Origin of the sequence: Nonomuraea montanisoli, from assembly GCF_013363975.1 — a bacterium.
GTDB classification, from domain to species: domain Bacteria; phylum Actinomycetota; class Actinomycetes; order Streptosporangiales; family Streptosporangiaceae; genus Nonomuraea; species Nonomuraea montanisoli.
Genome location: NZ_JABWGN010000005.1, coordinates 86,584 through 106,543, shown reverse-complemented (window position 1 = coordinate 106,543; position 19,960 = coordinate 86,584). Strand labels below are relative to the sequence as shown.

Below are 19,960 nucleotides of genomic sequence, written 5' to 3'. Positions count from 1 at the left end.
GCCTCGCCGTTCTCCGTCAGTCGAACATGGTTAGAGGGTATCACCAACGCTATTGACGTAAACAGGAAGTGCGTTATAGCTTCTAACTAACGCGAGCCCGGGTAACAACGGCTCGCCGGATCTCACCCGTGCACCGAGGAGGAAAACCATGTCCGAGTTCACCCGCCGGGCCGGTCGGTCGGCCGCGCTGTTCGCCATCCCGCTCGCCATGGCCGGCACGCTCGCAGTGGCCTCGCCGTCATCCGCCGCCGCCGGCCACGCCCGGAACGCCGCCGCCGAGCGGCCCCACCCGGCACCCCTGACCTGCGGCGGCCAGAGCGTCGACCCGGCCGCCAAGATCCGGTACCGCACCGAGACCCTGATCAAGGCGCCACTGCGCACCATCTGGAAGCTGCAGACCGACGTGGAGCGCTGGCCGTCGTGGCAGCCGCCGGTCGCGAGCGCGAAGCGCCTGGACTCCGGCAAGCTGCGCCCGGGCTCGCGGTTCCGGTGGACCACCCCGGTGCCCGAGACGGCCACGACCCCCGCCACGACCCTGGTCATCACCTCCACCGTCCGGCAGGCCGAGGAGAACCAGTGCATCCGTTGGACCGGGCCCGCGATCGGCGACGGACTGCGCATCGACCGGGGTGTCCACGTCTGGAACTTCACCAAGGTCAAGGGTGGCGTGCTGGTCCGTACCGAGGAGACCTGGACCGGCGCCCAGGTGGAGGCCGACGTGCCGACCTCCACCGGCTACCTCGGCGCGGGCCTGGAGGCCTGGCTGACCGACCTGAAGACCACTGCCGAGGCCGGCCATGACGGCGGCCTGGCCTGAGGTCCGACCTCACCGCAGGGCCGCCTGCTTGCCGGGGGTTCACGCGGTGGGCGACACTGCAGCGTGCACTCCGACGAGCAGGCCGAACAGCTGGAGGACGAGTTGCTGGGCCGGATCTACACGGCACTGCGCGACGGCGGCCTTGACGCCGAACCCCTCCTCGGACTGGCGTTCCTGCTGGAGGAATGGGGCGAAGGCACTCCGGCCACGCGGGAGCTCCTCGAACGCCCCACTGCCCAGCTGACCCCGGCCGACCTGACCCGCCTGGGCGAGACCCTTCTCCGCGAAGCCGGCTTCCAGCCGGGATTCACGCTCGAACCCCGTCTGTGGACGACGCTGGAGCAGGCGCTGGAGGTCGTGAAGCGCGACGTCCGTACCGGCGGGGTCGCCGGTACGCTTCGCCTGATCACCCACGACTGGGACAGCAGGGCGCGCGCCTGGGCGGAGTTCCGGGGCGGCTATCACGGCAACGGCATCGACGCCATCGCGGGCAGCAACGTTCAATGGGCGCTGGGGGAGGTCGCCGAGGCCGTCCAGGAAACGATCATGGGAATGACGATGAAAGTCTGGCCTGTCTGCGCCGCGCACAATCGCGGCCTGTACGCCGGATACGAGCACGAGACGGCCATCTGGCGCTGCACCGGCGGTGGCACGCACATCGTCGCCCCGGTCGGCGAGCTGCCTTGATCGCGCCGGCGCATGCGGGTGGTCATCGACCGCGGACGAGGGCGAGCATCTCGTCCACCGAGCCGGCCGGATCGCTGATCGGAAACTGCACCGCGCGGATGATCGCGTCGGGGTCGGCCAGCAGGGTGAGGCGCTTGAAGCGGTCGACGCCGGCCACCCGGAAGGTCGGCAGCAGCAGCCCGGCCGCGAGCTTGCCGTCCTGGTCGGACAGAAGAGGGTAGGGCAACCTCGCGTGCGCGACGAAGGCGGCCAACTGGTCCGGGCGCTGGGTGCTGACGCCTCGGATCACCGCACCGGACGCCTCGAACTCGGCATGCCGTGACGCGTAGGTGAGGGCTTCCACCGTGCAACCCTGCGCACCCGGAATGTCACCCCAGCCGGGCGGAAAATCCTGGGTGCCGGGGGCGAAGGCGCCGGGGAAGAAGTAGAGCAGGGTCCAGGCGCCGCCCGTCGCGCCGGGGGAGACCCGCTCGCCGTCGTGTCGTTCCAGAACGACGTCCGGCAGTCGCCTGTTGATCAGCTCATGCACCCGACGGGTCTCGGCGGACCCCTCCTCGCTGGTCGCGGTCAGCGCCCCGTCGCCCATCACATGCCTGGTGCCCCAGTCCTGCAGCGCGATGAGCGCCGGCAGCAGGCCCTCGCCCTTCGCGGTCAGCAGGTAGTCGTAGCGCGGCGGGCGATCGGAGTAGAGCCGCTTCGCCAGTACCCCGTGTTCGACCAGGCCGGCCAGGCGCTCGGCCAGAGCGCGACGGCTGACGCCGAGCGCGCGCTGAAGGCCGTCGAAGCGGGTGGTGCCGCCGGCGATGTCCCGCACCACCAGGAACGTCCACCAGTCACCGATCACTCCGAGCGCCTGCGCGATTCCGCAGTCGGCGTCGGACAGATCAGCGCGCTTCACACGCCCCAGTATAGAGTGCGTTCCATTCTGGAACTCACCGAGGAGATGTCGAGATGGCAGTCGGCAGTGCGCGCGGCGCGAGCGTCTTCTGGCGATGGTGGACGGCCGGCACGACCAGCGCGGTCGGTTCGGCGGTGGGCGCGGTGGCGCTGCCGCTGACGGCGTTGACGGTGCTCGACGCCTCCGCGCTGGAGATGGGCATGATCGCCGCCGCCGGTTACGTCGCCTGGATCGTGATCGGCCTGCCCGCAGGGGTGATGGTGCAGCGACTGCCCATGCGAAGCGTTCAGGTCGTCGCCGACCTGGCACGCGCGGCGGCGGTCGTCTCCATACCTCTGGCCTGGTGGCTGGACTGTCTGACGGTCGCCCAGTTGATGATCGTGGCCCTCGTGATCAGCTTCGCGGACGTCATCTTCGACGTCGCCAACTCGACCTTCCTGCCGTCGATCGTGAGCAAGGAGCAGCTGCAGTCCCGTAACAGCCTGACCTCCGGCACCCACGCCACCACCCAGCTCGCCGGGCCGTCCGTCGGCGGTCTCGTCGTCCAGGTGTTCGGGGCGGTGCCGACCCTCCTCGTCGACGCGGCCAGCTACCTCGTCTCGGCCCTGCTGCTGCGGACCCTGCCCGAACGCCGCGCGGAGGCCCCCGACCGCTGGCCACCGGTACGCGCGATGATCCGGGAAGGCTGGCGTTTCGTCGTGCACCACCCGGTGATGGGGCCGTGCATGTGGGCCGCCACCGCGGCGAACGCCGTCTGCGGGGCCCAGCACGCGCTCTACGCGTTGTACCTCGTGCGCGAGTTGCACGCCCAACCCGGCTTCGTCGGCCTGCTGCTGGCGGCGGACGGCGTCGGCACGCTGATCGGCGCCGCCCTGACGAACCGGATCACGGCCAGGGTCGGGACCGCCCGCGCCCTGATCGTCGCCGGATTCGTCTCGCTCGCCGGGGCGCTCGTCGTGCCCCTCGGCACCGGCTGGCGGGGCTTCGCCGCCTTCGCCGTCGGCAACGTGGTCTTCTCCGCCGGCGTGGTGGTGCTCAGCGTGGTGACCCGTACCTACCGCCAGATCGCCAGCCCGCCCGACCTGCTGCCCCGGGTGATGGCGACAGTCCGTTTCGTCTCCTGGGGTGCGATCCCGATCGGCGGGCTGGCCGCCGGAGCCGTTGCCGGGGTTCTCGGCGGCCGGGTCGCCCTGATGCTCTTCGTCGTCGCTGCCGCCTGCATGCCGTTGGTCCTGCTGGCCTCACCGATCCGGCGCCTGCGCGATCTCACCGACTACCGGCAGGGCGACGAATCGACCGGCTCGCCGGCCTTGACCGCTGACGCCGAACAGGCCTAGCCCCCTTGGGAGCTTGGAGCAGTCACGCCGGCCCTGGTCCCGATACCTGGCGGGTGATCATCCTGGAGCCGGAGTGCCCTCGCCGGAGGCGCCCGTGTTGCTATTTCTGCGGATCTCCGTCGCCAGACATCTGACATCCACGGGCCAGGTTGTGTCCACGTGGTAGGTGTGGTGGAGATCGAGCGGCTCGGCTTCGAGCGTCCGCTGTTCCCAGTGCTGATCGCTGACGAGGATCCCCTGATGGATCGGGTGTCTGCTTGCTTCGCGTTCTTCGTAGCGCTGACGTGCGATGGCAGGGGGGACCGTGCACCTGACTTCGTGTGCTGTCTGTACTCCCGCACGGTGGAGTCCGCCAACCACCACTGGTCGGAGGCTGACCGGCCAGAAGCTCTCCAGTACCGCGCCCTGGCGGCTGTCGGCGAGTAGGGCCCAGAGGGTCTCACCTGCTGCGACGCCGAGTCGCCGGCTCCACTGGCGGCCGGTGAGTCCGGCGGGTGGAGTGATGCCGATGTGGTCTGCCAGCGTTTCCTTGATGCGGTCCTTGCTGAACAGGGGCAGACCAAGCTCGTGGGCGAGTGGCTTGGCCAGGGTGGTTTTGCCTGCTCCGGGCAGGCCGTTCACGAGGACCACGAGCATTGGCTGATATTAGGTCATGGCGTGCTGCTTGCGCGGCCCGAGCACGGGCGCGCGAGAGAACGGCCTCCAGGCCGTATGCGCAGCGACCTGGCCGCCCATCTCGAAGGCGGCTCGCCGCGAACCCGGAACCGATCGCCCCCAGCCGGAAACGGCGGCCCGCCACAGTCAGGCGATCGTGAGGGCGGTACTCTCCCTGCACCTCCCGGCCAGGCGAGCTAGTGAATCGGGCCCTGATGCGTGCACCGGCGCAATGTCCGGGACTTCCTACCAGTCGGTGAGGTCGACCAGGCGGACGGAGTAAGGATCGGGTTCGGCGTAGCGCGAAGTCTCGGTGATGAGAGTCGGAAGCGCGGCCAAGAGAGCCGTGAGGGCTCCTGACGGGCGCGTGTCCACCGCGACGACGCCTTCCGGGACTCGGCTGGAGGCCAGGTAGAGCCGGAGTCTGTCTGCGGTGCAGAAGAGGAATCCCAGCAAGAGTGGATCAGGATATTCCTCACTCCAGGGCCACACGAGGGTGCGCAGAATCGTGTAGGCGTTGTCCTCAGGTGTGCACGGGGAGAGATCGACGGACAAGGGGTCATCCACCGTGATGAGGGGGATTCCCATCAGGTCGCCGACGTGGCTGCCGGGGTCGAGGCCGATGCCTGCGCAGACCGTGCGGAGGATCCCGGCGATGTTGGGGCCGGTCAGGTAGTGGTCGCCGACGTGGTAGGGGATGTCATAGCCGACCATCTGGTCGGGTTCGTCGACTGATCCGTTCGGGGGGCCGAGGACCACGCACACCGATGGTTCGGATGCCGGTGCCGGAAGAATTCCGCGGATGTACACGGAGCCGGTGAGCGGTGTGTGCGCATGGTGAAGCAGCGTGGCGACGATGTCGGCCTGCTCCTCTGCGACGTCCTTGTCCATCACCCTTGTCTCCAGTGGTTGATCAAGCTGGGACCTCTGTTGCCCCTCACGCCCTTGCAGTAGGCGATGATCACACCGTCTTCTCACTTTTGCCAAGCTCAGTATCCGAGGGGACGCGAGGGGTGAACGTTCCCGCCGCGGTTACTCGAAGGCGGCCGACAGCCGGTCGCGGGCGCGTTCGAGGTGGGCGCGCATCGTGGACTCCGCCTCGGCGGGGTCGCCGGCCACCAGGGCGGTGACGATCGCCTGGTGTTCCTCCAGCGCCCGGGAGCCGATCGGGCTGCCGTAGTGCAGCCGGAACAGGTGCAGGTGGCTGTGGGTGCGTTCCAACGCGAGCCGGATGGCGTCGTTTCCGGCCAGCGCCATGATCAGGTCGTGCAGGCGGGCGTCGTGGGCGGTGACGGCCTTGTAGTCCTCGTAGTGGCTGCCCGAAGGGGCCTCCTCGCACGAGGTCATCTCCTCCTGCAGCGCCCGCCTGCCCTCCGGGGTCATCGCCTCCGCGGCGCGGCGTGCGCTGGGCGGCTCCAGGAGGAGTCGCAGCTCGTAGAGGTCCTCGAACTCCTTGCGGGTGAGCAGCGGGCTGATGCTGTAGCCGCGCAGGGGCAGCTTGATGACCAGCCCGTCGGACTCGAGGCGGGCCAGGGCCTCGCGGACCGGGGTATGGGAGACCTCGAGAAGGCGGGTCAGCGCGTCAATGTTGATCTTCGCGTCCGGTTCGAGGGTGTGATCCATGATGAGCGCCTTGACGGCCTCGTAGACGCTGTCTGAGAGCACCGTGCGCTGCGGCAGGGCTATCCCGGTCACCCGACATCCCTTCGACGACCCCTTGACTACTTCGACTCACCCTAGCATTATCAGCCAGGATATTTCCTATACGATCTCGGATTCAACATGAGAATCGCTCCATCAGCAGCCTGTTGCCTGATCCTGCTCGGCCTGGTCGGCTGCAGCACCCGACCCACAGAATCCGCAGCCGTCCCCACTGCTGCCTCCACCGCCACGGCTTCGGGGCCTGTGGAGCTCCGGGAGGGCTCGAAGGTCAAGGTGGCGCTGGTGCCCGGCGGCGCACACCCGTACTTTCAGCCCTGGAAGGAGGCGGCGCGCCAGTCGGCCGCCGACTTCCATCTGGGCGGGGTCGTCTTCAACGAGACCGCAGAATGGGATCAGGCCAAGCAGAACAACCTGCTCGACTCGCTGGCGGCCCAGGGCTACAACGCCTTCGGCGTCTTCGGAGTCTCTCCCACCGACATCAACACGACCTTCGGCGACCTCAAGAGCAAGGGCTTCGCCGTCGCCTCGCTCGCCTCGTGCCCCGCCGGGGACACCAACGAAGCCGACTTCTGCCTGTCCACCGACGTCGAGGTGGCGGCCTACAAGGCGGCCAAGGCGGCCATTGACGCCATGGGCGGCAAGGGCGTGCTCGTGCACCTGACCGGCAACAACGTCGACGCCAACACCCAGCGCCGGATCAAGGGCGTGGACAAGGCGGTGGAGGAGACCTCCGGCGCGGTGAAGCTCCTGCCCGTCGTGGCCGACGTCGACAAGGACTTGCAGACGGCCCAGAAGGCGGTGGCCGACCTGCTGGCCGCGCGCGGCAAGGAGATCGGCGGCATCGTCAGCACGGCCTACAACCCCGCCGTGGCCGCGGCCGCGGGCGTGAAGAAGGCCGGGTTGCCGATCAAGGTGGTGGCGATCGACGACGATCCGGAGATCCTCCGCGCGATCCGCGAGGGATCGGCCTACGCGACGATCGCGCAGAACCCGCGTGGGCAGGCCTACGTCGGCTCGTGGGCGCTGGCGCTGCTGCAGAGTCAGCAGTGCACGATGCGGCAGCCGGGAGTGGTGATCGACTCCGGGTCCTTCCTCGTCACCAAGGAGAACGTCGACGGTTACGACACCGAGCGGCGCAAGACGTCCGAGCAGATCAAGCAGCGGTTCGCCGCTGAGCTGCTCTCCTGCCGCTAGGAGCCATGGGTGACCAAGATCTGTCAGGTCGACGCCTACCTCGTCGACCTGGAAGTGGAAACCGTACGGACGGATGCCGTGCAGGCCTTCGTCAAGCAAGAAACGATCTTCGTCGAGCTGGGCACCGACGACGGGAACACCGGCACGGGCTACGCCTACACCATCGGGACCGGCGGCCGGGCGGTGCTGTCCATGCTGCGCGAACACCTGCTCCCGCAGTTGGTGGGGCAGGACGCACGGGACATCGAGCGGCTGTGGTTCGAGTTGTTCGCGCACACCAGGGCAACGGCCGTGGGGGCGATCACTTCGCTCGCGCTCGCCGCGGTGGACACCGCCCTGTGGGACCTGCGCTGCCTGCGGGCCGGTGAGCCGCTGTGGCGGCTGGCAGGCGGGTTCAGGCGGCAGGTGCCGATGTACGACACCGAGGGAGGCTGGCTGCACCTGTCCGCGGACGAGCTCGCTCGCGGTGCCAAGGCCTCGAAGCAGGCCGGCTGGCCGGGAGTCAAGATCAAGGTCGGCAAGCCCAGCCTTCACGAGGACGTGGAGCGGCTGCGCGAGGTCCGCGAGGCCGTGGGACCGGCGATGGACATCATGGTCGACGCCAACCAGTCCTTCACCCATGCGGAGGCGACGCGGCGGGCCCGCGCGTTCGAGGCTCTCGACATCTTCTGGTTCGAGGAGCCGATGCCGGCCGACGACCTGTCCGGCCACGCCCACCTGGCGCGGTCAACGTCGATCCCGGTCGCCGTCGGCGAGTCGATGTACTCCATCGGCCAATTCCGCGAATACCTGGCCGCGGGCGCCGCCTCCATCGTCCAGGTGGACGTGGCACGGGTCGGCGGGATCACCCCGTGGCTCAAGGTGGCGCACCTCGCCGAGGCGGCCAACGTCGCCGTCTGCCCGCACTTCCTGATGGAACTGCACGTCAGCCTGGCCGCAGCGATCCCCAACGGCAGATACGTGGAACACATCCCGCAGCTGCGGGCCATCACCCACGGCGAGCTGGAGATCGTGGCCGGGCACGCCGTCGCCCCCGAGACCCCCGGGCTCGGCATCGACTGGGACCGCGACGCCATCGACAGGCGGCGGATGGCGTGAGCACCCGCAAGCCCCTGTTCGGACTGCTCGGCCTGATCGTCGTGCTCGTCGTCGTGTTCGGCACGCTGAGCCCGGCCTTCTTCGACGAGCGGCTCGTGCTCTTCCCGCTGCTGCGCGACATCGCCATCTACACCGTCGTCGGGCTGGCCCAGATGGTCGTGCTCTCCATCGGGCACATGAACCTCGCGGTGGGCCGCATGGCGGCGTTCTCCGCGATGTTCATGGGGCTGTCCTACGACCGGCTCCACCTGCCGTTGTACGCCGGCCTCTGCATCGGCCTCCTGGCGGGCGCGGCGATCGGCGCCTTCACCGGCTGGATCATCGCCAGGACCGGGGTCAACTCCTTCGTGGTCACGCTCGCGATGGACTTCGCGCTCCTGGGCCTGATCCCGGTCGTCTACACGGCGCTCACCGCGAACGCGGCCTTCACCGTCAAACCCGATGGCATGCGCGAGCTGCGCCAGTACTCGCTGGGCGATGTGTGCCTGGGCAACGTGTGCGGGTCGCCCGCCGTACCGCAGATGATGCTGCTCGCGGTGGCGCCGATGCTGGCGCTCGGATACCTCTACCACGGCACGCGGCCCGGCCGGGAGCTGTTGCTGACCGGGTCCAACCCGCTCGCCGCCGAGCTGTCGGGCATCCCGACGCGCCGCCGGGTGGTCACCGCGCACCTGCTGAGCGGGCTGCTGGCGGGGCTGGCCGGATTCATGCTCGCGGTCGCCACCGGGTCGTTCCGGGCGACGATCGGCGAGGAGTTCCTGCTGCCCTCCTTCCTCGGCGCGATTCTCGGCGGCACCGCAATGGCCGGGGGAGTGGTCTCCGTCATCGGCACGTTCCTCGGCACGTCGCTGACCCTGGTGATCCGCAGAGGGCTCGAACTGGTCGGGATCGGCCTGGAATATCTCAACGTGTACCTGGGCGTCATCCTCCTGCTCGCGCTGTCCGCCGATCGCTTCCTTCAACGCCGGGGGGTGAAATCGTGAGGATGCTCATCGCGATCTGTGTCGCCGGCTACCTCTCGCTCGTGGTGGCGTCAGGCGGGGCGTTCGCCTCCGGCAACGCCGTGCAGACCTTCTTCCAGTTCCTGCCCGTGCCGGTGCTGATCGGCCTGGCCCAGATGATCGCGCTGAGCGTCGGCCAGCTCAACCTGGCCGTCGGCGCGCTCGGCGGGTTCCTCGCCTGCGCGATGGGTGTGCTCATGGCCGATCTCGGCGTTCCCGCCCCAGCCGCCATCGTGATCGGGCTGGCGCTCGGCGCGGCCGTCGGCGCGCTGACGGGTGCGCTGGTGGTGTTCACCCGTATCAACGGGTTCATCGTCACGCTCGCCACGATGACGATCCTGATCGGCGCGCAGTACCGCCTGGTCGGGACCCGAACCGTCAGTGACTACTCACCCGGCCTGAAGGAGTTCGGCCAGGCGTCCGTCCTGAACATCCCACTCGTCTTCCTGCTCGCTCTGGGCGTGGCCGCGCTGGTCGCGATGTTCTTCAGGGCCGCGGCGCCGGGCCGTAGGATGCTGGCCTCCGGCTCGAACCCGCTGGCCGCCACGCTGTCAGGCGTCTCCAACGACCGCTCCGTCATCCTCGCGCACACCCTGTCGGGTCTGGTGGTCGCCATCACGGCCGTGGTGACGGTGGCTGTCTCTCCCGGTGTCAACAGAAGCATCGGCGGGGACTGGCTGCTGCCCAGCTTCGCCGCCCCGATCATCGGCGGCGCGGTGCTCACCGGCGGCACGGCCGTGGTGCTCGGCACTGTGCTGGCGGCGTTCATCGTGCGCCTCGTCGACAGCGCGCGCGCAGAGTTCTCCCTCCAGCCGAGCTGGGTGAACTTCGTGGTCGGCGCCGTCGTGCTCGGCACGGTCGTGCTCACCCGCGCGCGTGAGACGCGCCGGTCAGGGGGTTCATCGTGATCGTCGCAGACCAGCTGGTGAAGGTCTTTCCCGGCGTCCGCGCCCTCGACGGTGCGAGCCTGCGGCTGGAAGCCGGCTCCGTGCACGCCCTGCTGGGCGAGAACGGCGCGGGCAAGTCGACCCTCATCAAGATCCTCACCGGAGTGCAGCGCCCCGACCAGGGCCGCCTGCTCATCGGCGGTGAGGCGGTGACGCTGAGATCGCCGACCGAGGCGGCGCAGGCCGGGATCGGCGCGGTCCATCAGGAACGCAACCTCATCCCCGCCTTCTCGGTGGCCGAGAACATCGCCCTGCAGCGGCTTCCGATACGGCGCGGCCTGGTCGACCGGGCGCACATGCGGGCGGAGGCCCGGCGCATCCTCGGTCTGCTCGACGTCGACCTCGACCCCGATGTGCGGGTCGACAGGCTGTCGGTCGCTCAACGGCAGCTCGTCGAGATCGCCAAGGCCCTGTACGGCGAGAGCCGCGTGCTGCTGCTCGACGAACCCACCGCCTCGGTCAGCCCGGCGGAGGCGGAGCTGCTGTTCACCGTCGTCCGCAAGCTCGCCGACTCCGGGGCGGGGGTGCTCTTCGTCAGCCACAAGCTGGAGGAGGTCTTCGCGATCTGCGACACCGTCACCGTCCTGCGCGACGGCCGCACGGTGCTGGACGCCGAGCCGATCGCCGATCACGCCAGGGACGACCTGATCGATCTCATGGTGGGCCGCTCGCGGGAGGCCCTGTCGTTCCCGCCGCGCCCGCCTGCCACCCAGCCCGCCGTACTTGAGCTGGACCGGATCTCGACGGCGGCCGGCCACCGCGAGGTCTCGCTCTCCGTCCGGCCGGGCGAGATCGTCGGACTCTACGGCCTGGTCGGATCCGGCCGGTCGGAGCTGGCCAAGGCACTGCTCGGACTCGAGCCCATCGAGTCGGGCTCGGTGCGGGTGCGCGGAAAGAACGTGGTCATCAAGGACGTACGGCAGGCCCTGGCCAAGCACCGGATCGGTTACGTGACCGAGAACCGCAAGGAGGAGGGCCTCTTCCTCGACCAGCCGGTCTCGCGCAACATCGCCGTGACCGTCTGGGGGCGCATCGCCGGCGCGCTCGGCCACGTGTCGCCGGCCCGCGAGGGCGAGCTGGTCAGCATGTGGGTGGACCGGCTCGGCATCAAGCTCGCCTCGTCCCGCCAGCTCGCCGGGCAGCTGTCCGGCGGGAACCAGCAGAAGGTGTCGCTGGCCAAGTGGCTCGCGGCCGAGACAGAGATCCTCATCATCGACGAGCCGACCGTCGGCATCGACGTGCGTACCAAGGGCGCCTTCCACGAGCTGATCTGGGGGCTCGCCGCCGATGGCATGGCCATCCTGCTCATCACCAGTGACCTGGCCGAGATGATCACGCTGGCCGATCGCGTGCTGGTGATGCGCGACTTCCGGATACGCGGCGAGCTCGACAACGACCACCACTACGACCGGACCAGCCAAGCCGTGATCAGGCTCATTCACTCAAAGGAGATCTGAGCCATGAACGTAGGCCTCGCCTTACTCCTCACCCTCTCCATGGCGACAACTCCCTCCACGGTGACAACTCCCTCCACGGTGACAACTCCCTCCATGGCGACAACTCCCTCCATGGCGACGACTCCCGATTTCGAACCCACTCTGGAGTCGCTGTCCCGGCACCAGGCGCCCGCCTGGTTCAACGACACCAAACTCGGCGTCTTCATCCACTGGGGGCCGACCAGTGTCCCCGGCCAGGACGAGTGGTACCAGAACTCGATGAACACCCCGAACTCCGCGACCTGGAAGTTCCACCGGGAGAAATACGGTGAGAACGTCAACTACGACGACTTCTTCAAGGACTTCCAGCCGACCAGGTTCGACCCGGAATCGTGGGTGGACCTGATCAAGGACTCCGGCGCCGGCTACTTCGTGCTGACCACCAAGCACCACGACGGATACTCCCTGTTCCCCAGCAAGTACTCCGACCGCAACTCGGTGGTCCAGCCGCCGCACCGGGACCTGGTCGGGGAGCTGTTCGCCGCGGCGAAGAAGCGGGCGCCCGAGCTCAGGCGGGGTGCCTACTACTCGCTGTGGGAGTGGCTCAACCCCGCGGAGACCGGCAAGCAGCCGCGCAACCCCTACACCGGCCAGGAGATCCCGTACACCGGGTACAAGCCGGTCGAGAGCTACCCCGCGTTCATGAACGACCAGATGACCGAGCTGATCGACACCTACGATCCCGACCTCATCTGGTGCGACGGCGACTGGGTGCGCAACACCGCCTACTGGAACCTGGCCCCCACCGTCGCGCACTACTACAACCAGGCGAAGAACCGGGACCAGCCCAAGGAAGTCCTGATCAACAACCGGTGCAAGCTCACCGACGCGCCCGGCGAGCACTCGGGCCGCCGCCAGCCCGACTATCTGACGCCGGAGCGGACCAAGCTGGCCTCGATCGAGCCGTTCAAATGGGAGACCGCAGAGACCATCCAGGGCTGGTTCGACATCCGCCCGCCGTACCGGCAGCTCACCTCCGAGACGATCGTGGACATGTTCGTCGACATCGTCAGCAAGAACGGCAACCTGCTGCTGAACATGTCGCCGCGCGTCGACGGCACCATTCCCGAGTACCAGCAGCAGGTCCTGCGCGACCTCGGCGCCTGGATGCGGACCAACGGCGAGGCGATCCGCGGCACCACCTACTGGAACGACTTCGAGGACAAGACGGCGAACGTGCCCGTGCGCTTCACCACCAGGCAGAACGCCCTCTACGTCACGGCCCTGAACTGGCCGGGCCGTACGCTCGAACTCGCCGACACCCTGCCCGTCAGGCCGGGTACCAAGGTGACCCTCCTCGGCGGGGACGGCAAGCCGCTGCCGTGGCGGCAGCAGAACGGGCGGCTGATCGTCGACCTGCCGGCATCGACCACGCTGAAGCACGCCTACGTGTTCAAGTTCGACACACCAGGAGCCTCCCTCATCCGCTCGGGCGTCACCGCGCCCGCCCGCATCGAACGCGGCAAGACCGCCCCGGTCGACATCGCTGTCACCAACACCGGCGACCGGCAGATCCCCCTGGCCGACATCCGGGTCAGGACGGACGGACCGTTCACCTTCCAACCGGACGCCTTCCGCGAGCAGTTCCTGAAGCCGGGCCAGACGCGCAAGCTGAGCACCACGATGAGCGTGGCGCCTGACGCCGAATACGCCCGATACCAGATCGACACGACCGTCCACGTGGACGGCTTGTCCACGCACGTCACGACTCCTGTCGAGGTGACCCGCGCCAACCTGGCGCTGAACGCGCCCGCCAGCCAGTCCAGCGTCGCCTACGACGGGCCGCCCAACCTGGCTGTCGACGGCAACACCAGCGGCGCCCACAGTGATCACTCCCTGTCGCACACCGGACTGGAGCCGCAACCGTGGTGGCAGGTCGACCTGGGCGCGGCCAAGTCGATCAACTCCGTTCGCGTGTGGAATCGCGACGACTGCTGCATGGAAAGGCTGCGCGACTACTATGTCCTGACCTCCGACCACCCGCTTCCCGCCTCGCTGGACGAGGCGCTCAGGACCCCTGGAGTGCACGCGGTGCATCAGTCGGCCGCCGCGGGCCGTCCCACCGAGGTCCCGGTCAACGCCAACGGGCGCTATGTCCGCGTTCAGCTCGCCGGTACGGACTACCTGGTCATGTCGGAGGTGGAAGTGCTCGGGGAGCGATGACAGGCCCGAACCATCCACACCTCGTCGATCAATGCCTACTTCTTCCCGCAGGGGAAGATCTGGCAGGAGGCCTGATGCAGACGCTAGTCCTGCACACCCGGCTCAAGCCGGGCAAGGAGACCGAGTACGAGGCGGTCCACGCGGTCATTCCCGACGACCTGGACGCCGCCCTCCGGGAGGGCGGCGTGCACAGCTGGCGGATCTGGCGGTCCGGGCTCGACCTGTTCCACCTGGTAGAGGTGGAGGACTACGAGCGCCTCAAGGAGCACCTGCGGGACCACCCGGCGGACAAGGCGTGGCAGGCCAGGATCAACCTGCTCCTGGACGGCGACTTCGACCCCGCCGCCGCCCTCCCGCACCTGGTCTGGCAGTTGCCGTGAGGATCGACGCCCACCACCATCTCTGGGATCCCCGCGACCGCGTCTATCCATGGATGGCGGGACTGGACCCGCTGCGCAGGCCGTACGGCATCGACGATCTGCGCAGCGCGACGAGCGCGGCCGACGTGAACCGCACCGTCCTGGTGCAGACGGTCTCCTCGCTGGAGGAGACCCAGGAGTTCCTGGCCGTCGCGGCGGACTCCGGCGGGCTCATCGCCGGAGTGGTCGGCTGGGTCGACCTCGCCGACCCGGCGGTCGGCGACAGCCTGGCCGGTCTGACCGGACCGCTGGTCGGCATCCGTCATCAAGTGCAGGACGAGCCGGACCGCGAATGGCTGGCCAGGCCCGCAGTGATGCGCGGTCTCGACCACCTCGGCACGGCCGGGCTGGCCTACGACCTCCTGGTACGGCACGATCAGCTGCCTGTCGCGCGATCGGTGGCCCAGCGGCTCCCCGAGGTGCGATTCGTCCTCGACCACGCCGGCGGTCCGCCGATCGCCGCCGGGGGCCTCGAACCCTGGGCCGGGGAGATCCGCGCCCTGGCCGCACTGCCCAATGTCAGCTGCAAGCTCTCCGGCCTGGTCACCGTGGCGTCGTGGACCTCCTGGAGCAGCACCGGCATCGCCCCCTACGCCTCGCATGTGTTCGACTGCTTCGGACCCGAACGGGTGATGTTCGGGTCCGACTGGCCGGTCTGCGAGCTCGCCGCTTCGTACGGCGAGGTAGTGGCTCTTGCCGAAACCCTCACCGCGGAGCTGAGCACGTCCGAACGTGACGCCGTCTTCGCCGGAACCGCCCGGCATGTGTATGCCCTGCCCAAACCAGAGGTTGACGAATGAAGTTGCTACGCATCGGGCCCGCAGGGTCGGAGCGGCCGGTGTTGCTGGACGGCACCGGCACCTACCACGACCTGACGGCGGTGACGGCCGACATCGACGGCGCGTTCCTGGCGTCGGGAGGTCTCGATCGGGTACGGCTGGCGCACGAGGCGGGCGACCTGCCGGAGCTCGACGTGACCGGGCTGCGGGTCGGCGCGCCGATCGCCCGGCCTGGCGCGGTCGTGTGCATCGGCATGAACTACGCCGCGCACGCCGCCGAGTCGGGCAGCGCCCCGCCGGAGTCGCCGGTGGTGTTCTACAAGCCGCCGAACACCGTGGTCGGGCCGTTCGATGACATCATGCTGCCGCGCGGCTCGGTCAAGACGGACTGGGAGGTCGAGCTGGCCGTCGTGATCGGCCGCACCGCCCGCTACCTGGACTCCCCGGCGGAGGCGCTGGCGTGCGTGGCCGGATACGCGGTCTCCAACGACGTCTCCGAGCGCGCGTTCCAACTGGAGCTGTCGGGTGGCCAGTGGTCCAAGGGCAAGAGCAGCGAGACCTTCAACCCGCTCGGCCCCTGGCTGGTCATTCCGGACGAGGCTCCCGGCACGCTGGGACTGCGCTCGTGGGTGAACGGCGAGCCGCGCCAGGATTCCACCACCGCCGACATGATCTTCGATGTCGCCTGCCTGATCTGGCACCTGTCGCAGTTCACCGTGCTGGACCCGGGTGACCTCGTCAACACGGGAACCCCCGCGGGTGTCGCCCTGTCCGGCCGCTTCCCCTACCTGGCGCCCGGCGACGTCGTCGAGTTGGAGATCGACGGGCTCGGCCGCCAGCGTTCGACCGTGAAGGAAGCGCCATGACCGATTTCGAGGGCCTGACCGCTCTGATCACCGGCGGCGGCTCGGGCATCGGCCTGGCCACCGCCACGCTGCTGGCCGCCCGAGGTGCCCGGGTGGCCTGCCTGGATCTGGATCCGCCCGGTGCGCCGTTCCTCGGCGTCAAAGCCGATGTCACGAACGATTCCCAGGTCCGTACGGCTGTCGCAGAGGCGGCGGACGCGCTGGGAGGCATCGACGTCCTGGTGAACAACGCCGGGATCGGCGCGGCCGGGACGGTCGCGGACAACCCCGACGAGGAGTGGCGCCGCGTCTTCGACGTCAACGTGCTCGGCCTGGCCCGAGTGACTCGGGCGGCCCTGCCGTACCTCCGGGTGTCGAAGAGTGCGGCGATCGTCAACATCTGCTCGATCGCCGCCACCGCGGGTCTGCCGAACCGGGCGCTCTACAGCTCGACCAAAGGCGCGATCCAGTCGCTCACCCTGGCCATGGCCGCCGACCACGTCCACGAAGGCATCCGGGTCAACTGCGTCAACCCGGGCACCGCCGACACCCCCTGGGTCCAGCGGCTCCTCGACAACGCGCCCGACCCCGTGGCAGAGCGGGCCGCCCTGGAGCAACGCCAGCCGATGGGCCGGCTGGTCAGCGCGCAGGAGGTCGCACACGCGATCGCCTACCTGGCCAGTTCGCAGGCCGCCTCCACCACCGGCACCGTGCTCGCCGTCGACGGCGGCATGCAAGGCCTGCGCCTGCGACCCCCATCCTCCTGATCTCGCACCGTTCGCGCCGCAGATTGGCCACCATGGAACTCACCCCGTACGGCTTCGGTGCCGCGCCGATCGGCAACCTGTTCTCCGCCGTCTCCGACGCCCAGGCCGAAGAAGCGATCGAGGCCGCCTGGGAGGCGGGCATCCGGCTGTTCGACACCGCGCCGCACTACGGCCTCGGGCTGTCGGAACGGCGGCTCGGCGCCTTCCTGGCCAGTAGACCCCGCGAGTCGTTCAGGCTCTCCACCAAGGTGGGCCGGTTGCTGGTCCCTGCCGAGGGCGGCGGCCGTGACGACCAGGGTTTCGACGTGCCCGCAGACCACCGGCGGGTGTGGGACTTCTCCGCCGAGGGCGTGCGCCGCTCGCTGGAGGACAGCCTTGACCGCCTGGGTCTCTCCTCGATCGACATCGCACTCGTACACGACCCCGACGACCACTGGCGACAGGCAGTCGACGAGGCTGTGCCCGCCCTGCTGGAGCTGCGCGACCAGGGAGTCGTCAAGGGTGTCGGCGTCGGTATGAACCGGTGGCAGCCGCTCGCCCGTGCCGTCCGCGAAACCGACGTCGACCTGGTCATGCTCGCCGGCCGCTACACCCTGCTCGACCAGTCAGCCGAGGCGGGACTGCTGGCGCTCTGCTTGGAACGCGGGGTGTCCGTGCTCGCGGCAGGCGTGTTCAACAGCGGGCTGCTGGCCACCCACGACCCGCAGGGCACCTACGACTACGCGCCCGCATCCGACGAGCTGCTGAAGCGGGCGCGGCGAATCGCCGCAGTGTGCGAGAGCCACGGAGTCACCCTTCCGCAGGCCGCGCTCGCCTTCCCGCTCCGCCACCCTGCGGTCACCTCCGTGGTGGTGGGAGTCCGGTCCGCCGAGGAAGTCCGTCGCAACGCCGCCCTGGTCGCCGCGCCCGTCCCCGACCGGTTGTGGGACGAACTCGCCGAGGAGCGGCTACTGGGCGGAACCGCAATTCGCTTTTGATCGGATGCCTCGAGGGAGTTTCGACGCCTTGGGGCTTTGCTTCAGGGCTCTTGAGGCCGATGGCTCGAACCCGGAACCTACGGACTACAAGCGGGACGTGTCTATGACCTGCGTCGCACGGACATCGAGTGGGTTGCCGGCGTTGCGGCGGACGCATCCTGGGATCGCGAATTCGACCTAACGACTATGGCCAGTAATGCCTTCCAGTGCTTCGTGACCGATGGAGAGCTGTCCGCGTCGCTGATCGCGATCAGGAGGGCGCTACGTGACGGCGGTCGGTTCGCCTTCGACACGCGTAACCCGCAGGTGCGCGAGTGGGAGGAGTGGAAGCCGTCGAACGCCAGCGAGGTCGTGGAGGGCAGCGGGCGCACGCTTCACGTGTCACACCAGGTCGAGTCGGTGGTCGACGACGTGGTGACCGTCACCGAAACCACCAGCGCTCATGACGGCACCGTCCTACGCGTCGATCGGGCGAGCATGCGATTCCTGGATGTATCGAAGCTTGGCGCATTCCTGCACGAGGCGGGCTTCGAGATCGAGGCACAGTACGGCGGCTGGCAGCATGAGACCGTCTCCGATACCAGCCGATCGATCGTCACGATCGCGCGTGCGGCCTGATGCCGTCACCGATGCGAGCCAGGCCGCGGGCTTCCTGCAAGGTGAGCTGCACCATGGCGCTGGTCTGGCCGGCGACAGCGTGTCCCATCCGGGCGGCGTCGACGACGTCCTCATAGCGGCCTTCGACGAGCGCGAACCAGGCTGACATCTCGTGCGCCCGGCCCATGAGTTCGGGGAATGCCTCCGGAACGCCGCCGAATCCCGGAGCCGACCTGGGAAAACGCACCGAGATCCATTCCGCGTACATTCCGCGACGACTGGCACACGGCTGCTTCGGACGCGAGGCGAGGAGTGGTAGGGCGCCCGGGGCTCGAACCCGGAACCTACGGATTAAAAGTCCGCAGCTCTGCCAATTGAGCTAACGCCCCATGCACAGCAAGAGTACAGAGACTACCGTCCGGTACGCGACGCCGTTCTCGCCCCATCACAGTAGCGGATCGGCGCCCCCGCCGATGTCCCGGCCGAGCCGGGACATCGGCCACGCCCCGCCGTCCGCTTCCCGCCGTCGCTCACTCCGGGTCGGCGTTCAGGCGGTGGAAGTCGTCCAGGCTCTGGTGGTAGAGGGCCAGGTCGCTCTCCAGTTTCTGCCTGGTGAGCCGGTCCGGCTCGGACTCGCGTAGCGACCTGCCGAGCTCGGTCCAGAACGCGTCCGGGGGCAGCTCGTCCTCGTCCGGCGGGAAGAACTTCAGCGCCTCGGCGATGGATTCGGCGGCGAAGCGCCAGTCGGCTGCCACATCCTCGTAGCGGTGCTCGCCTGACGGGTCGGCGGCGTGGAACAGCGCGCCTTCCAGCGCCCGGCTCGCGTACGTCGTGGCGATCAGGACCCACTGCCCGGGGTCGATCAGCTCGGACAGGCCGGAGCCGAAGAGCGCTCCTTCCTCTCGCGCGCCGGCCTCGGCCTCGTAGGGGACGAGGATCTCCGTGGTGCCGAGACCGACCACGACCCCGTCCTGCTCCCGGGTGACCGTCGCCTGTCGCGACGCCCCGGGCTCGCCGTCGTACGCCACCAGATCGAGGTAGAGGTACGCCTCCACCAGTGAACGGCCCAGGCCACGCTCAGGCATGGCCGGCCGCCAGTTCCTGGTAGGTGTCGCGCACGACCAGGAGCCGGTCGAGCTCGAACCTGCCGGGCTCGGTGGCCCGCATGCCCTGCCCGCGTTCGGACCAGAACGCGTCGTCGGGCACCGCGTCCGCGCCGGGCGGCACGAACTTGACGACCTCCTCCACGGCCGCCGTGGCGACCCGCAGCACCCGCCGCGCCTCGGCCTGGTCGTCCACGGGCACGTTGCCGGCGCTCAGGTCGGCCACCCACAGCCACTCGCCCGCGTCGAGCAGCTCCGACGGTTCCGACCCGCCGAACGTCGGATAGGCCACGGGCGTCACGGGCCGCTCAGGCAGCCCGAACAGGTACTCGCGGGTGGCCCCGCACTCCTCGCACACGCCCGTGTAGCGGTTGACCAGCTCGCCCTCGACGTCGACCAGCCCGCTGCGCCAGGCGGTCTCCGCCGACCCGCACGCGCACGGGTGCAGGTCGAGGTAGAGATGCGCCTCGTCCCTCGTCCGCGCCACCGCGAATCCCATAGTCGTCCTCTCCTCGACAG

At 69.0% G+C, this 19,960-nt stretch carries 23 protein-coding genes and 1 tRNA gene; 15 read left to right on the top strand and 9 right to left on the bottom strand.

Annotated features, from left to right (window positions below; translation table 11 throughout):
* Positions 1-148: 148 nt before the first annotated feature.
* Both HTZ77_RS13115 and HTZ77_RS13110 read left to right on the top strand, forming a co-directional pair.
* Complete coding sequence (locus tag HTZ77_RS13115) at positions 149-817, top strand: SRPBCC family protein (RefSeq protein WP_175589829.1); 669 nt, start codon at positions 149-151, stop codon at positions 815-817.
* Positions 818-880: 63 nt separating this feature from the next.
* Positions 881-1,504, top strand: a complete 624-nt coding sequence (locus HTZ77_RS13110) for a hypothetical protein (protein ID WP_175589828.1) — start codon at positions 881-883, stop codon at positions 1,502-1,504.
* Between the two features lie 22 nt (positions 1,505-1,526).
* Here the strand turns inward: HTZ77_RS13110 and HTZ77_RS13105 are convergent, their stop codons facing one another.
* Positions 1,527-2,402, bottom strand: coding sequence for a winged helix-turn-helix transcriptional regulator (locus HTZ77_RS13105; protein WP_175589827.1), 876 nt, complete (start codon positions 2,400-2,402; stop codon positions 1,527-1,529).
* A gap of 53 nt (positions 2,403-2,455) precedes the next feature.
* On the opposite strand from HTZ77_RS13105, the gene HTZ77_RS13100 reads away from it, so the two are divergent.
* A complete protein-coding gene (locus HTZ77_RS13100) occupies positions 2,456-3,739 on the top strand; it encodes an MFS transporter (protein WP_175589826.1) in 1,284 nt (427 codons plus the stop codon).
* A 57-nt stretch (positions 3,740-3,796) separates the two neighbouring features.
* Here the strand turns inward: HTZ77_RS13100 and HTZ77_RS13095 are convergent, their stop codons facing one another.
* The 3 genes from HTZ77_RS13095 to HTZ77_RS13085 form a co-directional block, all read right to left on the bottom strand.
* A complete protein-coding gene (locus HTZ77_RS13095; RefSeq protein WP_175589825.1) occupies positions 3,797-4,375 on the bottom strand; it encodes an AAA family ATPase in 579 nt (192 codons plus the stop codon).
* 264 nt (positions 4,376-4,639) lie between these two features.
* Entirely contained in the window at positions 4,640-5,284 is a 645-nt protein-coding gene (locus HTZ77_RS13090; RefSeq protein WP_175589824.1) for a hypothetical protein, read from the bottom strand.
* Between the two features lie 141 nt (positions 5,285-5,425).
* Positions 5,426-6,088 (bottom strand): GntR family transcriptional regulator, encoded by a 663-nt coding sequence (locus HTZ77_RS13085; protein WP_205302603.1) that lies wholly within the window; start codon positions 6,086-6,088, stop codon positions 5,426-5,428.
* A gap of 210 nt (positions 6,089-6,298) precedes the next feature.
* Between HTZ77_RS13085 and HTZ77_RS13080 the strand changes: the two genes are divergently transcribed.
* From HTZ77_RS13080 to HTZ77_RS13060, 5 genes are read left to right on the top strand one after another with little or no spacing between them, the layout of a single operon-like run.
* The gene (locus HTZ77_RS13080) at positions 6,299-7,249 is read left to right on the top strand and encodes a substrate-binding domain-containing protein (RefSeq protein ID WP_205302602.1); all 951 of its coding nucleotides are present in this window, start codon (positions 6,299-6,301) and stop codon (positions 7,247-7,249) included.
* A 9-nt stretch (positions 7,250-7,258) separates the two neighbouring features.
* Positions 7,259-8,347, top strand: coding sequence for a mandelate racemase/muconate lactonizing enzyme family protein (locus HTZ77_RS13075; RefSeq protein ID WP_175589822.1), 1,089 nt, complete (start codon positions 7,259-7,261; stop codon positions 8,345-8,347).
* Entirely contained in the window at positions 8,344-9,330 is a 987-nt protein-coding gene (locus HTZ77_RS13070) for an ABC transporter permease (RefSeq protein ID WP_205302601.1), read from the top strand. The genes HTZ77_RS13075 and HTZ77_RS13070 overlap by 4 nt, the downstream gene beginning before the upstream one ends.
* A gap of 2 nt (positions 9,331-9,332) precedes the next feature.
* Positions 9,333-10,256 carry an ABC transporter permease gene (locus HTZ77_RS13065; RefSeq protein ID WP_175590247.1) on the top strand — a complete coding sequence of 308 codons (924 nt, stop codon included), beginning with the start codon at positions 9,333-9,335 and terminating at the stop codon, positions 10,254-10,256.
* A complete protein-coding gene (locus tag HTZ77_RS13060) occupies positions 10,253-11,752 on the top strand; it encodes a sugar ABC transporter ATP-binding protein (protein WP_205302599.1) in 1,500 nt (499 codons plus the stop codon). The genes HTZ77_RS13065 and HTZ77_RS13060 overlap by 4 nt, the downstream gene beginning before the upstream one ends.
* Here the strand turns inward: HTZ77_RS13060 and HTZ77_RS47420 are convergent.
* Complete coding sequence (locus tag HTZ77_RS47420; RefSeq protein ID WP_268959983.1) at positions 11,734-11,865, bottom strand: hypothetical protein; 132 nt, start codon at positions 11,863-11,865, stop codon at positions 11,734-11,736. The two genes, HTZ77_RS13060 and HTZ77_RS47420, sit on opposite strands and share 19 nt — an antisense overlap.
* Here HTZ77_RS47420 and HTZ77_RS13055 point away from each other — a divergent pair.
* The 7 genes from HTZ77_RS13055 (at position 11,864) to HTZ77_RS13025 (ending at position 18,359) form a co-directional block, all read left to right on the top strand.
* Positions 11,864-13,954: an alpha-L-fucosidase gene (locus tag HTZ77_RS13055; protein WP_175589821.1), complete on the top strand. Its 2,091-nt coding sequence runs from the start codon at positions 11,864-11,866 to the stop codon at positions 13,952-13,954. The genes HTZ77_RS47420 and HTZ77_RS13055 overlap by 2 nt on opposite strands.
* A gap of 74 nt (positions 13,955-14,028) precedes the next feature.
* Positions 14,029-14,334 carry an L-rhamnose mutarotase gene (locus HTZ77_RS13050; RefSeq protein WP_175589820.1) on the top strand — a complete coding sequence of 102 codons (306 nt, stop codon included), beginning with the start codon at positions 14,029-14,031 and terminating at the stop codon, positions 14,332-14,334.
* On the top strand, positions 14,331-15,173 hold the full coding sequence (locus HTZ77_RS13045) for an amidohydrolase family protein (protein ID WP_175589819.1): 843 nt from the start codon (positions 14,331-14,333) through the stop codon (positions 15,171-15,173). Before HTZ77_RS13050 ends, HTZ77_RS13045 begins: the two co-directional genes overlap by 4 nt.
* Positions 15,170-16,018, top strand: a complete 849-nt coding sequence (locus HTZ77_RS13040; protein ID WP_175589818.1) for a fumarylacetoacetate hydrolase family protein — start codon at positions 15,170-15,172, stop codon at positions 16,016-16,018. Before HTZ77_RS13045 ends, HTZ77_RS13040 begins: the two co-directional genes overlap by 4 nt.
* The gene (locus HTZ77_RS13035) at positions 16,015-16,764 is read left to right on the top strand and encodes an SDR family NAD(P)-dependent oxidoreductase (RefSeq protein WP_175589817.1); all 750 of its coding nucleotides are present in this window, start codon (positions 16,015-16,017) and stop codon (positions 16,762-16,764) included. The genes HTZ77_RS13040 and HTZ77_RS13035 overlap by 4 nt, the downstream gene beginning before the upstream one ends.
* 32 nt (positions 16,765-16,796) lie before the next feature.
* The gene (locus HTZ77_RS13030) at positions 16,797-17,741 is read left to right on the top strand and encodes an aldo/keto reductase (RefSeq protein ID WP_175589816.1); all 945 of its coding nucleotides are present in this window, start codon (positions 16,797-16,799) and stop codon (positions 17,739-17,741) included.
* 186 nt (positions 17,742-17,927) lie between these two features.
* Positions 17,928-18,359 (top strand): hypothetical protein, encoded by a 432-nt coding sequence (locus tag HTZ77_RS13025; RefSeq protein WP_175589815.1) that lies wholly within the window; start codon positions 17,928-17,930, stop codon positions 18,357-18,359.
* Here HTZ77_RS13025 and HTZ77_RS13020 read toward each other — a convergent pair.
* The 4 genes from HTZ77_RS13020 to HTZ77_RS13005 all read right to left on the bottom strand — a co-directional run bounded on the left by HTZ77_RS13020 (position 18,337) and on the right by HTZ77_RS13005 (position 19,940).
* Positions 18,337-18,606: a hypothetical protein gene (locus tag HTZ77_RS13020; RefSeq protein WP_175589814.1), complete on the bottom strand. Its 270-nt coding sequence runs from the start codon at positions 18,604-18,606 to the stop codon at positions 18,337-18,339. The two genes, HTZ77_RS13025 and HTZ77_RS13020, sit on opposite strands and share 23 nt — an antisense overlap.
* Positions 18,607-18,651: 45 nt before the next feature.
* Positions 18,652-18,727: transfer RNA gene (locus HTZ77_RS13015), tRNA-Lys, on the bottom strand.
* Between the two features lie 141 nt (positions 18,728-18,868).
* Positions 18,869-19,423, bottom strand: coding sequence for a hypothetical protein (locus HTZ77_RS13010; RefSeq protein WP_175589813.1), 555 nt, complete (start codon positions 19,421-19,423; stop codon positions 18,869-18,871).
* Entirely contained in the window at positions 19,416-19,940 is a 525-nt protein-coding gene (locus tag HTZ77_RS13005; protein ID WP_175589812.1) for a hypothetical protein, read from the bottom strand. Before HTZ77_RS13005 ends, HTZ77_RS13010 begins: the two co-directional genes overlap by 8 nt.
* Between the last annotated feature and the right edge of the window lie 20 nt (positions 19,941-19,960).

Excerpts from the sequence above, each read along its gene's own strand:
- HTZ77_RS13115 (WP_175589829.1), top strand. The coding sequence starts at position 149 with ATGTCCGAGTTCACCCGCCGGGCCGGTCGGTCGGCCGCGCTGTTCGCC.
- HTZ77_RS13100 (WP_175589826.1), top strand. The coding sequence starts at position 2,456 with ATGGCAGTCGGCAGTGCGCGCGGCGCGAGCGTCTTCTGGCGATGGTGG.
- HTZ77_RS13095 (WP_175589825.1), bottom strand. The coding sequence starts at position 4,375 with ATGCTCGTGGTCCTCGTGAACGGCCTGCCCGGAGCAGGCAAAACCACC.
- HTZ77_RS13090 (WP_175589824.1), bottom strand. The coding sequence starts at position 5,284 with ATGGACAAGGACGTCGCAGAGGAGCAGGCCGACATCGTCGCCACGCTG.
- HTZ77_RS13065 (WP_175590247.1), top strand. The coding sequence starts at position 9,333 with ATGCTCATCGCGATCTGTGTCGCCGGCTACCTCTCGCTCGTGGTGGCG.
- HTZ77_RS13055 (WP_175589821.1), top strand. The coding sequence starts at position 11,864 with ATGGCGACGACTCCCGATTTCGAACCCACTCTGGAGTCGCTGTCCCGG.
- HTZ77_RS47420 (WP_268959983.1), bottom strand. The coding sequence starts at position 11,865 with ATGGAGGGAGTTGTCGCCATGGAGGGAGTTGTCACCGTGGAGGGAGTT.
- HTZ77_RS13050 (WP_175589820.1), top strand. The coding sequence starts at position 14,029 with ATGCAGACGCTAGTCCTGCACACCCGGCTCAAGCCGGGCAAGGAGACC.
- HTZ77_RS13040 (WP_175589818.1), top strand. The coding sequence starts at position 15,170 with ATGAAGTTGCTACGCATCGGGCCCGCAGGGTCGGAGCGGCCGGTGTTG.
- HTZ77_RS13035 (WP_175589817.1), top strand. The coding sequence starts at position 16,015 with ATGACCGATTTCGAGGGCCTGACCGCTCTGATCACCGGCGGCGGCTCG.
- HTZ77_RS13030 (WP_175589816.1), top strand. The coding sequence starts at position 16,797 with ATGGAACTCACCCCGTACGGCTTCGGTGCCGCGCCGATCGGCAACCTG.
- HTZ77_RS13025 (WP_175589815.1), top strand. The coding sequence starts at position 17,928 with ATGGCCAGTAATGCCTTCCAGTGCTTCGTGACCGATGGAGAGCTGTCC.
- HTZ77_RS13020 (WP_175589814.1), bottom strand. The coding sequence starts at position 18,606 with ATGTACGCGGAATGGATCTCGGTGCGTTTTCCCAGGTCGGCTCCGGGA.
- HTZ77_RS13010 (WP_175589813.1), bottom strand. The coding sequence starts at position 19,423 with ATGCCTGAGCGTGGCCTGGGCCGTTCACTGGTGGAGGCGTACCTCTAC.
- HTZ77_RS13005 (WP_175589812.1), bottom strand. The coding sequence starts at position 19,940 with ATGGGATTCGCGGTGGCGCGGACGAGGGACGAGGCGCATCTCTACCTC.